Consider the following 14,023-nt stretch of genomic DNA (forward strand, 5'->3'; position numbering starts at 1 on the left):
ATGCGCTTTCTGTTCTACACCCACTCGGTCGTTTCCGACTGGAACCACGGCAATGCCCATTTCCTGCGCGGTATCATGCGGGAACTGATCGCGCGCCGGCACCAGGCGGTGGCGCTGGAGCCGGCGGACGGTTGGAGCCGTTCGAACCTGCTGGCCGAGAAGGGACCCTTCGCCATCGAACGCTTCCGCAAGGATTTCCCAGAACTGATGCCGGTGACCTATGATGCCGGGTTCGATCACGAAGCCTGGATCGCTGAGGCCGACGTCGTGATCGTTCATGAGTGGACGGATCCGGAGCTTGTCGCACGCATCGGCCGTGCCCGGGCCGCTGGCGGCAACTTCATCCTTCTGTTTCATGACACCCACCACCGGGCCGTATCGGCGACCGAGGCAATCTCGGCGCTGCGGTTGGAGCACTATGACGGCGTTCTCGCCTTTGGCGAGGCCTTGCGCGAGAGCTATCTGCGCGCCGGCTGGGGCAAGCGCGTCTTCACCTGGCATGAAGCCGCGGACGATCGTCTGTTCAAGCCGCACCCGGAGATCCACGTCACGTCCGATCTGGTCTGGATTGGAAACTGGGGCGACGATGAACGAACCGTCGAACTCAGGGAGTTTCTGATCAAGCCGGTCCGCGATCTCGGCCTCGAGGCCACGGTGCACGGCGTCCGCTATCCCAAGCCGGCGCTCACGGACCTAGCCGCCGCCGGACTGCGCTATGACGGATGGATCGCCAATGCCGACGTGCCGAAGGCGTTCGCCGCGCATCGTGTCACCGTCCACATCCCACGGCGCCCCTATCGTGAGGGTTTGCCCGGAATTCCGACGATCCGCATGTTCGAGGCGCTCGCCTGCGGCATTCCGCTGATTTCAGCACCATGGTCCGATGTCGAGCAGCTGTTCAGGCCCGGCGTCGACTTTCTGTTTGCCCACAATGGCTCGCAAATGCGGCAACACCTGCGGGCGGTATTGGCCGATGCGGATTTCGCGGCTTCCCTGGTGACTTCGGGTCTCGAGACCATCCGCTCGCGGCACACCTGCTCGCACCGCGTCGACGAGTTGTTCGGCGTGCTCACGGAATGCACAGCCGAACACACCATCAACAAGACCACCGCAAAGGAAGCCGCCGCATGAAGATGGCATTCTACGGATCGAGCCTCTTGTCGTCCTACTGGAACGGTGCCGCGACTTACTATCGCGGGTTGCTGAAGGCGCTTTCCCAATTGGGCTACGAAATCACCTTCTATGAGCCCGACGTCTACGACCGGCAGAAGAACCGCGACATCGAGGCGCCTGACTGGTGCACTGTGGTCGTATATGAAGCGACCCAGCACGCACTGATGCAGGTCGCGGCACGCGCCGCCAGCGCCGACATCGTCGTCAAGGCGAGTGGCGTCGGTTTCGAGGACGAGGCGCTGCTGCGCGCCGTCCTCGACCACGCCCGCAGCGACGCGCTGGTGGTATTCTGGGACGTGGACGCTCCAGCAACCCTTGCCCAGCTGCGCGACGAACCGGACCATCCGCTCCATGGCGCCCTGCAAGAAATCGACCTTGTGCTGACCTATGGCGGCGGCGACCCCGTCGTCTGGGCCTACCGTGCCATGGGGGCGAACGAATGCGTGCCGATCTACAATGCGCTCGATCCCCAAACGCATCACCCGGTCGCCAGCAATGCGCGTTTCGCTTGCGATCTGGCGTTCCTGGGCAACCGGCTGCCGGATCGTGAGGCACGCGTCGAAGCGTTCTTCCTCGATCCCGCAAGCCAGCTTCCGAAACAGCGTTTTCTGCTCGGCGGATCTGGCTGGGGGGACAAGCCGCTTCCCGCCAACGTCGGCTGGCTTGGTCACGTTGGCACCCGCGATCATAATGCCTTCAACGTCACACCCAAGGCAGTGCTGAACATCAGCCGCGACAGCATGGCCGTAAACGGTTTTTCACCGGCCACGCGTGTCTTCGAGGCGGCTGGCGCCGGTGCCTGCCTCATCACCGACGCATGGCTGGGCGTGGAACTGTTCCTGAAACCAGGCGAGGAGATCCTGGTGGCACGCGACGGCGGCGATGTCGCCGAGATCATGCGCTCGCTGACCTCCAGTCGTGCAAAAGCAATCGGCCAGGCCGCACTTTGCCGCGTGCTGGCCGACCATACCTACGCGCTGCGGGCGGACGTGGCCGATGCCGTCTTCAAACGTCATTTCGAGCAGGGGACCGTGGAGGCAGCGGAATGACCAAGCAATTGAACATCGTCTTTCTCGGCCTGTCGCTGTCCTCGTCTTGGGGAAACGGCCACGCCACGACGTTTCGAGGCCTGCTGAAAGGTCTGCACGAACTCGGCCACCGCGTGACCTTTCTGGAGCGCGACGTGCCGTGGTACGCCAACCACCGCGATCTGCGAGATCCGGATTTCTGCGCCTTGCGCTACTACGAAACCACTGCGGAGTTGCAACGCGACTACGCCCGGTGCCTGGAGCAGGCCGACATCGTCGTCATCGGCTCCTTCGTGCCGGAAGGGCGCGTGGTCATCGACATCGTCGCTTCATTTTGCAAGGGGCGCTTCTGCTTCTACGACATCGACACACCGGTGACCGTGGCGCAGCTTTCGGCCGATGATTGCGATTATCTGAGCTGGCGGCAGATTCCGTATTTCGATGTCTACTTCTCGTTCACCGGCGGGCCGATGCTTGGCCATCTGGTGGAGGAGTTCGGCGCGCGCCGAGCCGAACCGCTCTACTGCTCGGCCGACCCGGAACGGCATCACCGGACCGGCGATCCGATCCGCTGGGATCTCGGCTATCTCGGCACCTACAGCGCGGATCGGCAGGCAACGCTGAACGCGCTGCTGCTCGAACCCGCACGGCATATGCCGGACCGCCGTTTCGTCGTAGCGGGCTCGCAATACCCCTCCGACATCACCTGGCCGGACAATGTCGAACGCATCGAACATTTGCCGCCGGCCGATCATGCCGCGTTCTACAGCCGTCAGCGCTACACGCTGAACGTCACACGCAGTTCCATGATCGCTGCCGGATGGTCGCCCAGTGTGCGCCTGTTCGAAGCGGCTGCTTGCGGCACGCCCATCATCAGCGATCGCTGGCCGGGGCTCGACAGCTTCTTTCCCGCATCGGCGATCCACACCGCCGGAGAAACGGACGCTGTCGTCGAGATCCTCTTCGGTGAGTCCGAGCGCACACGCCGGGCCATGGCCCGCCGGGCCCGCGAACGCGTCCTCGCATCCCACACCGGTGCGGCCAGGGCCCGCGAATTCGTGGCGGCGTTGACACAGCCAAGGGCGGCGGCCCTCGATTTCGACATCGGAAGCGCAGCATGACCGGCATACAGGAGAAAACGACGATGCGACAAAAAAGAAACGCGCAAAGGGCAAAGGCAGTGCTTGTTGCCGGCGGTGCGGGATTCCTCGGTTCGCATCTTTGCGAAGCATTGCTCCGCGACGGCTGGCGCGTGATCTGCGCCGACAATTTTCTGACTGGGCGCATGGAGAACATCATCTCGATCATGGACCAGCCGGGTTTCCGATTGATCGAGCAGGACATCTGCCGGCCATTGGATCTCGGCGAGCCCGTGGAGCGTATCTTCAATCTGGCATGCGCTGCCTCGCCGCCGCGTTACCAGGCCGACCCGATCCACACCACGCGAACCTGTGTGATCGGCACGCTCAACCTGCTTGAACTCGCTGTCCACAATAACGCGCGGCTGCTGCAGGCCTCGACGAGCGAAGTGTATGGCGATCCGGAGCAACATCCTCAGAAGGAGGACTATGTTGGCCATGTGAACTGCACCGGCCCACGCGCCTGCTACGACGAGGGCAAGCGCACCGCCGAAACGCTTTGCTTCGATTATCTGAGAGCCGGCAAAGCCGACGTGCGCGTCGCGCGCATCTTCAACACCTACGGTCCGAGAATGGATCCGGCGGACGGCCGCATCGTCTCGAACCTGATCATGCAGGCGCTCGAGAAACGTCCTCTGACGATCTTCGGCGACGGCTTGCAGACGCGATCCTTCTGCTACGTCTCCGATCAGATCGATGGATTGAGGCGCCTGATGGATATCGATCCCAATCCGGGCAAACCGGTCAATCTGGGCAATCCCGGAGAATTCACCATCGTGCGACTGGCGGCGCTGGTGAAGGCGATGACCGGCACCAAATCGGACCTGAGATTTCTGCCGCTGCCGCAAGACGATCCTCGGCGCAGGCAGCCCGATATTTCGCGTGCAAAAGCGCTGCTCGGCTGGACACCGAAGGTGCCCCTCAACGAAGGGCTCAAGCTGACGATCGATTATTTCGCGGCGCTCGAAGGCAGTCGCATCGGCGATCAGATGACAGGCTTTGCCAAAAGAGCGAGGCCCGCATCCGGCGGGCTGCAGAACCTTCCGGCATAATGCGAGCCGGCGGTCGAATCTTTCCCCAGATCGTGCGGAACATCCGCCCAAGCTTGTGGTTTGGCGGGAGGACCCGATACGGAGGATCATCCTCATGCAACCCAAGCGACCCGCGAGGGATATCGACCAGATGGCCGAACGCGAGACGGCTGCCTATCTGCGGCGCGCCTCGATCACCTATCTCGAGTGCTGCGTCAGCCTGATGATGACGCATCTCCAGCGGGAGGAAGTGGCCACTATTCTCGAGCAGGAAGCAGACATGTTGCGAAGGCTGGACTGATCGGAACGATCATGCCCGGCATTCGTCCAGGAACCGTCTCAGTCGCATCCTATATCGGTCTGCCGTCGCGGCCAGCCTTGCTTTTTCCCGGCCATTTTCGGATTGCGCAGCCGTGCTCCAGAGCCCGAGCTGGAATGCCAAATAGCACGGTTCGAAAAAGCCGATGTGGCCGTTGTCGATGGCAAGCTTCATTCCTTGGACCAGGGTCCTCACATCGCTGTCGGATAGCCCGTACTCGACACGGGCGCCGGCAATGTCCCACTCAATCGGCTGGCAGCCGATCAAATCGTGTGCCCGGCAATGGTCGACAGCATCTGTCTTGAGCACCCTGCCGTCGGCACGAACGAGAAACTCCCACGGTTGTAGCTTTCCGTCGATTTCAACCCGCTGAAGCACATGCGCGGGAGTTTTTTTCGCGAGCCAACCGCGCAACGTCGCCGCGCGTTTTTCGCCCAGGGCTTCCGACGCATTGGAAACAGCCATCTCCGCGAGTGCAAGCAATGATGCACCCGGTTCGCAAGTTCGAAGATTAAGCGCACGCCAGGCCAGGTAATTTGTGAACTCCGCGATCAGCCTTTCCTTGGGCAGCGGCGCCTGATCCATCGTGGTGCCGTCAATCCACCGTTCAACCAGAAAGCCATGGCAAAGCGCGACAACTTGCGATCCGAACCCGGCTTCATGCAACATCGCCGCGGCTCGTTTCTTGCGCAGTCCGGTTTCGCCGAGGCCGGCAAATTTGACGAGCCAGCGGTCACGCCCGGCGGACGCAAGGAATTTGCGCCGCTCGGTACCGCGTGGGCTCGGCGGCCAGCGCCCTTCGTCGGTGTAGTGGGCGGCCCGCCACTCGCCACCAGATAGCTCGGTCAGGCTTAATTCCGGCCTGCCGACCGCCTCGGCCACCCAGTCGCGCAACGTGGGAATTTTCGAGCTTTCGGAGAAGGTGCATTCAAACGCCGTCGCCACATGCTTCGGACAGCGCGACCATGTCTCCCGAGCCTCCCGCGACGCTTCGATGCCCGGGCCGCCTGAATGGCTGGGAAACAGGTGAATGCGGTCCGTATCGATACCCAGTTCACGCAGCCACACGATAACGGCATGCATCGAACTGCCGGACAGGCCAGGACCCTCGTCGACAACGGCGAAACGCGCCGATGGATTGTTCATCCAAGTGGCGATCGACCGCGGATCGGCGTTGATATGCCTGCGGAAGGGATGGCCGATCGGGCGAACGCTGAATGGCGCCGCCGCGCCAATCGAGGCCGCCACCATAGCTGCCAGTCCAAGGCCAATGCTGCGGACGCCGATCACGCATGTGTTCGCATCGAGACCCGACTTCTGCGCCGCGTCCAAATAGCTTTCGGGATAAAGCGCATAATGCGCATAACCCTCGGCAGAGCCGGTCAGAACCTCGGCCTGGCAGTCGAGCCCGGCCAGCAGTTTGAGAAGTCCCGGGTCGATGCCACCGCCGACGTCGAAACCGCTTCGCCACGACTTCGCCACCTCTGCCGCAAGTCCGACCAGCAACCTCGCGCCTTGCTGTTGTCGCGGCGAAAAGATGTCGATGCCGCTGGTTTCGAAGTCGACATCGGCAAGCGCCTGAACCAGCTCCGACACGCTGATGAACAGTCCGACCAATGCAGCGTGGCGTCGGACGCCATAAGACATCCGATCCAGGCTTTCGGCCATTTCACTTGCTGCTTCGCGAAGCTGTTGTGCGTTCTGCGTCTGCTTGTGGTCGCCGTAGACGATCATCGGTCGGTTTTCCAATGCTTGCCGTGCGGCAACGCATCGAATGCAGCTTCGATCCATGCTGTCTCGCGCAATTTTTCGATGGGCGGAGGAACATTCCGGCACGCTGATGGTTCGGCGCCAGGAACTTACCTTTGAACAACATAGGGTGGCGGTTTCGTGGGATCGAAAAAGGTTCGTGTTGGTATCGTTGGTGTCGGCAACTGCGCATCCTCCCTCGTGCAGGGCCTCTCCTTTTACCGTCACGCGAAAAGCAACGAACCAATCCCTGGGCTGATGCATGCCGACCTCGGCGGCTACCATGTCGACGACATCGAGATTGTCTGCGCATTCGATGTCGCCAGGAGCAAAGTTGGCCTCGACGTCGCGGAAGCGATCTACGCCGCCCCCAACAACACGTTCCGCTTTGCCGACGCGTTGACAACCGGCGTTCGCGTCGAGCGCGGACCGACGCTGGACGGGATCGGCAAATATTTGCGTGACGAGATTGAAGAAGCTCCGGAGCCGGTTGCCAATGTCAGCGAGATCCTGCGCGACAGCAACGCTGACGTGCTGGTTTCCTACCTGCCGGTGGGTTCCGAGGAGGCGACCTGCTTCTATGCCGAATGCGCACTCGAGGCCGGCTGCGCCTTCGTCAATTGCATACCCGTTTTCATCGCCTCACGTCCGGAATGGCGCCGGCGCTTTGAGCAGCGAGGACTGCCGCTGGTCGGCGACGATATCAAGAGCCAGGTCGGCGCGACCATCGTGCACCGGTTGCTGGCCAATCTCTTTCGCGAACGCGGCGTGCGCATCGACCGCACCTATCAGCTGAATTTCGGCGGCAACACCGATTTTCTCAACATGCTGGAACGCGAGCGGCTGGAATCGAAGAAAATCTCGAAGACACAGTCCGTGGCCAGCCAGTTCGATGTTCCCCTGGAGCCGGGCAATATCCATGTCGGCCCGAGCGACCATGTGCCTTGGCTCACCGATCGCAAATGGGCCTATATAAGGGTGGAAGGCACGACTTTCGGCGGCGTGCCGCTCAATGCCGAACTCAAGCTGGAAGTCTGGGATTCTCCAAATTCAGCCGGCGTGGTGATCGATGCGGTACGCTGCGCCAAGCTGGCGCTCGATCGCGGCATAGCCGGTGCCCTGACCGGTCCCTGCAGCTATTTCATGAAGTCGCCTCCCGAACAGTTCACCGACGCCGAAGCGCGGCAGCGCACGCTTGCGTTCATCGCCGGCAAGGACGAGCCTTTGCTCGATGCCGCAGAATGACGACGACCTTCTTTCTGATCCGCCATGCGGCACACGACAATGTCGGCTCTTATCTTGCAGGCCGGATGGACGGCGTTTGCCTCGGCGATGCCGGCAAGGCACAGGCAGCGCAGCTTGGCGGCCGCATGGCCCGGGAGCCTATCGTCGCGATCCTGTGCAGCCCGCGTGAGCGTACGCGAGAGACGGCGCTGCCAATCGCGCTAGCCTGCAGTGTCGGGGAAATCGCGATCTGCGCCGAACTCGACGAGATCGACTTCGGCGACTGGTCGGGAAAGACTTTCGATGAGCTGAATGGCGACGCCAGTTGGCGAGCCTGGAATGACCAGCGGCAGGAGGCAAGGACACCGAGTGGCGAGACCATGCAGGATGTCCAGCAACGCATTGTGTCGCTGATGGCCGCGGTCCGCGAGCGGCATCAGAACCAATGCGTCGCCCTGGTCAGCCATGCCGATGTGATCAAGGTCGCGGTCTGCACCGTCCTTGGCTTGCCGGCCGGCGACTGCTTTCGCTTCGACATCGATCCCGCCTCGATCACGACGATCGTATCGGGGGACTGGGGGGCGAAGCTGATCCGATTGAACGAAGTTGCCTGACGAGGATTTGCCGGATGCAGATGGTCATTTTCGGTCTTACCGTCACGTCTTCATGGGGTAACGGCCATGCCACTTTATGGAGGGGACTGATCAGAGCCCTCGCCCGGCGCGGCTGGTCCGTTACCTTCTTCGAACGCGACACACCCTACTATGCCGGAACGCGCGATCTCGATCATCTGGACGGCGGCAACGTCGTGCTCTACCCGGACTGGGAGGACATCCGCCGGGTCGCGGAGCAAACGATCAAACGATCGGATGTCGTGATCGTCACCTCTTATTGTCCCGACGCGGTGGACGCCTCGCGGCTGGCGCAGCAGGCAGGCCGCGGAGTGCGTGTCTTCTACGATCTGGACACTCCGGTCACGCTTGCCCGCATCGAACAAGGTGAGCGTCCACCCTATTTCGGCCCCGAGGGTCTTGCGGATTTCGATCTCGTCCTGAGTTACACAGGCGGCCCGGCGATCGACGCGCTGAAGTCGGTGCTGGGTGCGCACCACGTGGTGCCGCTCTATGGGCATGTCGATCCCGACCAACACCGGCCGGCAGCGCCGCGAGCCGATTTCAGGGCCGATTTGTCCTATCTCGGAACCTATGCGCCAGATCGCCAGGCAGCAGTCGAAAATCTGCTGGTTCGCCCAGCTGCGCGCTTGCCGGACCAGCGCTTCGTCATCGGCGGCGCACAATACCCGCAGGAATTCCCGTGGAGCGACAACATCTTCTTCGTCAGGCACCTTCCGCCGGCCGACCATCCGGCGTTTTTCTCATCCTCTCGTCTGACGCTGAATGTCACCCGCGAGGCGATGGCGCAAAAGGGCTGGTGCCCTTCAGGTCGGTTGTTTGAAGCTGCGGCATGTGGAGTGCCGATCATAACCGACACCTGGCCGGGCCTAAGCAGCTTCTTCGAACCCGGCAGCGAGATCCTGCTGGCCCACGACACCGATGACGTCGTCGCGGCGCTCGCCTTACCCGCAGGAGAACTCGATGCCATCAAAACCCGAGCGCGCGAACGGGTTCTCGACGAACACACCTCTGCCCGGCGCGCGGCGGAGCTGGACCACATTCTAAACGACGCCTTTCAAAGATCTCCCGGCGAACCGATGATGGAAGCAGTCTGATGTTGGGCATCGTGCCCGCTGCCGGGCGCGGCAGCCGCATTCAGCCGCTCGGCTTCTCCAAAGAGCTGCTGCCGGTCGGCAGTCGGATCGATGGGCAGACCGAGCGTCCCTGCGCCGTGAGCGAGTATCTGGTGCGGCGGATGGTGCGCGCCGGCGTCGACAAGATCTGCTTCATCATTGGATCGGGCAAATCCGACATCCTCGAATATTACGCCGCCGGCTATGGTGACGCCGCGGCTCTCTTCGTGATGCAGCCCAATCCGGTTGGGCTTTGCGATGCGATTTTTCGGGCAGCTCCTCTCGTCGCGCCCAATGAGGTCGTCCTGGTCGGCCTTCCCGACACGATCTGGTTTCCCGAGGATGGCTTCTGTCATTTGCCTGACGATCAGCTTTCATTTCTGCTCTTCCCGGTGGATCGTCCGGAATTCTTCGACGCCGTCATTGTCGATGACCACGAGCGCGTGATCGAAATCCAGGTCAAGCAACAGGATGCCGGCACGAACTGGGTTTGGGGTGCGTTCAAGATGCCGGGCCAGATTCTGCATCAGCTTGCGGCACTCTGGCGCGAGCGGGAATGCCGTGACGAATATATCGGCACGTTGGTCAACGCCTACCTTGCGGCCGGAGGTCAAGCCTCCGGCGTCAAGGCTGGGTCCGCCTATGTCGATGTCGGCACGTTCAATGGCTATCGCACGGCTCTGCGGCTGCTCGAGGACGGCGCCGCACCCGTCCATCACCAAACCGCCACGATTATGCCAGGTGCCCGTTCGCATGTGCCTGTCGTTCCCGGCGAAGGAGCCTGATCATGCTGCATTCCCATGCCGAAATCCGCCGCCGTATCGATGCTCTCGGCCCATGGTTCCACAACATGGAACTGGCGGGTGTCGAAACCGCTCCCAACCATTTTCTCGGCAATTATCCGCTGATCAAATGGCGCAAATTCGCCGAGGCCATTCCCGCGGATCTGACAGGCAAGACGGTGTTGGATATCGGCTGCAATGCCGGTTTCTATTCCATAGAGATGAAACGGCGAGGTGCTGCCCGTGTCCTCGGCATCGATTTCGATGAGGCCTATCTGGCGCAGGCCCGCTTTGCCGCCGAGATCGCCAATTGCGAAATCGAATTCCAGAAACTTTCGGTCTACGACGTCGGCGCCCTGCGCGAAACATTCGATGTCGTGCTGTTCATGGGAGTGCTTTATCACTTGCGCCACCCCTTGCTCGCGCTCGACCTTATCCGTGAGCATGTCGCCGGTGACCTGATGATCTTCCAGTCCATGCAGCGCGGCAGCACAGATCTGCCGGAGATGGAAGAGAACTATCATTTCTGGACGCATGACCTGTTCGAGCGGCCGGAATTTCCCAAGCTCCATTTCATCGAGCACCGCTATGCCGATGACCCGACCAACTGGTGGATACCCAACCGCGCCTGCACCGAAGCGATGCTGCGCAGCGCCGGATTTGAAATCGTCCTGCATCCGGAGCAGGAGGTCTATTTCTGCCGCACCGCCGGCGACCCGGCCAGTGGCGGTCCCGTCTACCCCTCGAAAGGACAGCGCCATGATTGAAGCCGCGATGATCTGGAACGAGCCCAACAACAAATCGCATTGGGATCCCGAGCTCGACCCTGATTGGAGCCGCTTTGCCAGGATGGCGATCCTGTCGGCGGACGCAATCGCATCTGAAAACCCGGCTTTGACCAAAGTGCTCGGCGGCATCTCGCCGATAGATCCGGGGTTCATCACCCGGATGAAGGAATTCGGCGTGCTGGACCATGTCGACGCCGTCGCCGTGCACGGCTTTCCCCTCGACTGGAACCTGTGGCAGATCCAGGAATGGCCGCAGAAGATCGGCGAGATCGCGACCGTCACCGACCTTCCCATCTGGGTCAGCGAAGTCGGCGTATCGACCTTCGGCGCCGAGGAAATCCAAGTCTGGGGGCTCAAGCGCACAGCTGAATTGCTGCTCGGCAATGCACCACGCATCCAGTGGTACAGCCTCTATGATCTTCCGCGTGAATGGGAAGCAACGACGCGGCACCGCGAAGCCGAGGGCTCGTCTTATTACCGGCATTTCCATATGGGGCTGCTGCGCCAGGACGGCACGCCAAAGCCCGCGCTGGAGGAATTCCTGCGCCATGCACCCGCAATGGGCCTGGTGCAGTGGTTTCATTTCGAAGACCCGCGGCTGGACGATGCGGTCGCCTGGATGAAGCGGCTGGGTGTCACCAATATGCGTACCGGGCTTTCCTGGGCGGACAGCTTTCGGCCGAATGCGCTGGACTGGTTCGACCGGCAGATGGAAGCACTCGCCGATTTCGATGTGACGGTCACCTTCTGCTTCACACCTCAGCACCGCGGAATGATGCCCCACCACACCAGCCCCCCCCTGGTGCCGGAGGAGTTCGCGGAATTCTGTTCAACCATGATCCGCCGCTATGCGCCTGGCATGACATCCGCCTCGCTCCCCACGCAGCGGGCCTCGGCCGCGTGAAATGTCATGGTGCCTATGCATCAGATGCCGGGCTCCGCGACGCCGTTGACAGGTGGAGATGCGGCGCAGGGCAACGAGACGCGACCGGCCGCGACGCTCACCGTCCTCAATGTCGCCTACCCTCTCGCACCCGTCGGCCCCGACGCTGTCGGCGGTGCCGAACAGGTTCTGTCGATGCTCGATCGGGCACTGGTTCAGGCCGGTCATCGATCTATCGTCATTGGCTGCCGAGGCTCCAGAACGAGCGGCACGCTTGTGGAAATACCGGCCGAAAACGGCGTACTCGACGAGGCGGCGAAGAGCCGCGCCCAACAGGCCCATCGCGACGCGATCGCGGCTGCCCGCGCCCGATGGCCCATCGACGTGGTTCATCTGCACGGCATTGATTTCGACGCTTATCTGCCCGACGATGGTCCGACCTTGGTGACCCTCCACCTGCCATTGGATTGGTATCCGGCCGCGGCATTGCGCCCGACGCGCGGTGACCTCTGGCTCCATGCGGTCTCGACCAGCCAGCAGAAAACCGCGCCATCAGGCGCCAGGCTGGCGGCGCCGATTCCAAACGGCGTTGACATCGAAGCACTGACCCTGCTGCAGCCGAAGCGCGACTTTGCCCTTGTTCTAAGCCGGGTTTGCCCGGAAAAGGGCGTCCACCTGGCGCTCGACGCAGCCAAACAGGCAGATGTGCCGCTGGTCATCGGCGGCAAGGTCTATCCCTATGAAACGCATACGCGGTACTTTCGCGATGAGGTCCAATCTCGCCTCGATGGCCGCCGCCGCTTCCTTGGCCCGCTCGGCTTCACCGCCAAGCGACGCATTCTCAACGCAGCGCGCTGTCTGGTCATTCCGAGCCTCGCAGCCGAGACCAGCTCGCTTGTGGCCATGGAGGCCCTCGCCTGCGGTACCCCGGTAGTCGCCTTTCCAAATGGTGCGCTTCCCGATGTCATAGAGCACGGCAGGACGGGCTTTCTCGTCGACACGGTCGATGAGATGGCCCAAGCCATTCTTGCGGCGTCCAGCTTGGATGCCGAGACATGCAGGGCCGAAGCGCGACGGCGGTTTTCGCTGGAACGGATGATCTCGTCTTACATGGACGCCTATCAGACGCTGGCACAGCTTGGCAGTGGTCGCCGGCGCTTCGCCGCGGTGCCGTGAGTAAAGCTGTGCTGCGCAGCGAAATCATCGGTGACCTCGCACAATTCGACGCCTTGACGCCGCACTGGTGGAAACTGTGGCAGCAGAGTCCCTCGGCGACGCCGTTTCAATCTCCCGCCTGGCTGGTGCCATGGTGGCACGCATTCGCACCCGGTGAACTGGCGACGGTCGCGGTATGGCGCGGCGGCGATCTGGTCGGGCTGGCGCCGCTCTATCTTGAGCATGGGACCGCCGGTTCGAAGCTGCTTCCGGTCGGCATTTCGCTCAGCGACTACCTGGACATTCTGGCTGTCCCTGGGATCGAAGCCGAGGTCGTCGCCATTGTCGCCGAGTCGATCCTCTCGATCGGGTGGGTGCAATGGATCTTGTCGGACTTGCCGCAGGACAGCGTCGCCCTTGCGATGACGCATCCCGAGATGGATTGGCCGACCGCCCATGCCGCCTGCCCCGTGCTCGCCCTCGCCGGCGACGAAACGCTTGCAGGCTGCGTCCCCGCAAGACGCAGACGCCAGTTGCGTCGGGCGCGTCAAGCCGCATCAAGATGCGGCCGGATCGCGCTGTCGTCGGCGAGCGGCAGTCCGCAAACCTTCCTCGATCAATTGATCCGCCTGCACAATATGCGCTGGGCCGAACAAGGAGGCGGTGTGTTGGCCAACGCCGCCGTCGAGCAATTCCATCGGCTCTCACTTCCCGTGCTCGATGCTCACGGTCTGGTGCGATGCTGGCTGTTCGCGATCGATGGCGGGACCGTCGGCGCCTATTACGGATTTCACCACCGCGGCCGTGCCTATGCTTACCTCGGTGGCTTCGACCCTGCTTATGCCGAGGAGAGCCCAGGCGCGATCCTGATTGGCCACGCAATCGCGGAAGCGATCCGCGAAGATGCGCGCGAGTTCGATTTCCTGCGCGGCCAGGAGGCCTATAAATATGGCTGGGGCGCCGTCGACAGGTGGACGACGCGCAGGATCTGGACGCGGAGTTGAT

14 protein-coding genes are annotated in these 14,023 nt (G+C 62.2%); 13 read left to right on the forward strand and 1 reads right to left on the reverse strand.

The annotated features are described in order from the left end of the window. The 5 genes from NKJ04_RS12385 to NKJ04_RS12405 all read left to right on the forward strand — a co-directional run bounded on the left by NKJ04_RS12385 (position 1) and on the right by NKJ04_RS12405 (position 4,672). Complete coding sequence (locus NKJ04_RS12385; protein ID WP_128303888.1) at positions 1–1,131, forward strand: CgeB family protein; 1,131 nt, start codon at positions 1–3, stop codon at positions 1,129–1,131. Beyond that, positions 1,128–2,222, forward strand: a complete 1,095-nt coding sequence (locus tag NKJ04_RS12390) for a CgeB family protein (RefSeq protein ID WP_023809476.1) — start codon at positions 1,128–1,130, stop codon at positions 2,220–2,222. Before NKJ04_RS12385 ends, NKJ04_RS12390 begins: the two co-directional genes overlap by 4 nt. After that, on the forward strand, positions 2,219–3,322 hold the full coding sequence (locus NKJ04_RS12395; protein ID WP_352675198.1) for a CgeB family protein: 1,104 nt from the start codon (positions 2,219–2,221) through the stop codon (positions 3,320–3,322). Before NKJ04_RS12390 ends, NKJ04_RS12395 begins: the two co-directional genes overlap by 4 nt. Positions 3,323–3,345: 23 nt before the next feature. Further along, complete coding sequence (locus tag NKJ04_RS12400; RefSeq protein WP_352675201.1) at positions 3,346–4,392, forward strand: UDP-glucuronic acid decarboxylase family protein; 1,047 nt, start codon at positions 3,346–3,348, stop codon at positions 4,390–4,392. 94 nt (positions 4,393–4,486) lie between these two features. Next, the gene (locus NKJ04_RS12405) at positions 4,487–4,672 is read left to right on the forward strand and encodes a hypothetical protein (protein WP_032900517.1); all 186 of its coding nucleotides are present in this window, start codon (positions 4,487–4,489) and stop codon (positions 4,670–4,672) included. A 9-nt stretch (positions 4,673–4,681) separates the two neighbouring features. Here NKJ04_RS12405 and NKJ04_RS12410 read toward each other — a convergent pair whose 3' ends face one another. After that, on the reverse strand, positions 4,682–6,424 hold the full coding sequence (locus NKJ04_RS12410) for a hypothetical protein (protein WP_352675204.1): 1,743 nt from the start codon (positions 6,422–6,424) through the stop codon (positions 4,682–4,684). Between the two features lie 156 nt (positions 6,425–6,580). Here NKJ04_RS12410 and NKJ04_RS12415 point away from each other — a divergent pair, with 156 nt between their 5' ends. The 8 genes from NKJ04_RS12415 to NKJ04_RS12450 are packed head-to-tail and all read left to right on the forward strand — an operon-like array spanning position 6,581 to position 14,022. Then, positions 6,581–7,684, forward strand: coding sequence for an inositol-3-phosphate synthase (locus tag NKJ04_RS12415; RefSeq protein WP_127292207.1), 1,104 nt, complete (start codon positions 6,581–6,583; stop codon positions 7,682–7,684). Further along, a complete protein-coding gene (locus tag NKJ04_RS12420) occupies positions 7,681–8,277 on the forward strand; it encodes a histidine phosphatase family protein (protein WP_352675207.1) in 597 nt (198 codons plus the stop codon). Before NKJ04_RS12415 ends, NKJ04_RS12420 begins: the two co-directional genes overlap by 4 nt. A 14-nt stretch (positions 8,278–8,291) precedes the next feature. Then, positions 8,292–9,392 (forward strand): CgeB family protein, encoded by a 1,101-nt coding sequence (locus NKJ04_RS12425; RefSeq protein WP_352675209.1) that lies wholly within the window; start codon positions 8,292–8,294, stop codon positions 9,390–9,392. Further along, positions 9,392–10,195 (forward strand): sugar phosphate nucleotidyltransferase, encoded by an 804-nt coding sequence (locus NKJ04_RS12430; protein ID WP_352675212.1) that lies wholly within the window; start codon positions 9,392–9,394, stop codon positions 10,193–10,195. The genes NKJ04_RS12425 and NKJ04_RS12430 overlap by 1 nt, the downstream gene beginning before the upstream one ends. A gap of 2 nt (positions 10,196–10,197) precedes the next feature. After that, a complete protein-coding gene (locus NKJ04_RS12435) occupies positions 10,198–10,959 on the forward strand; it encodes a TIGR04290 family methyltransferase (protein ID WP_352675213.1) in 762 nt (253 codons plus the stop codon). Then, positions 10,952–11,884 carry a glycoside hydrolase 5 family protein gene (locus tag NKJ04_RS12440; RefSeq protein ID WP_023809485.1) on the forward strand — a complete coding sequence of 311 codons (933 nt, stop codon included), beginning with the start codon at positions 10,952–10,954 and terminating at the stop codon, positions 11,882–11,884. The genes NKJ04_RS12435 and NKJ04_RS12440 overlap by 8 nt, the downstream gene beginning before the upstream one ends. 6 nt (positions 11,885–11,890) lie before the next feature. Continuing rightward, positions 11,891–13,039, forward strand: coding sequence for a glycosyltransferase family 4 protein (locus NKJ04_RS12445; protein ID WP_352675216.1), 1,149 nt, complete (start codon positions 11,891–11,893; stop codon positions 13,037–13,039). Then, complete coding sequence (locus tag NKJ04_RS12450) at positions 13,036–14,022, forward strand: GNAT family N-acetyltransferase (RefSeq protein WP_031212592.1); 987 nt, start codon at positions 13,036–13,038, stop codon at positions 14,020–14,022. The genes NKJ04_RS12445 and NKJ04_RS12450 overlap by 4 nt, the downstream gene beginning before the upstream one ends. Position 14,023 lies beyond the last annotated feature (1 nt).

The organism is Mesorhizobium sp. M0618 (genome assembly GCF_040320765.1).
GTDB lineage: Bacteria > Pseudomonadota > Alphaproteobacteria > Rhizobiales > Rhizobiaceae > Mesorhizobium.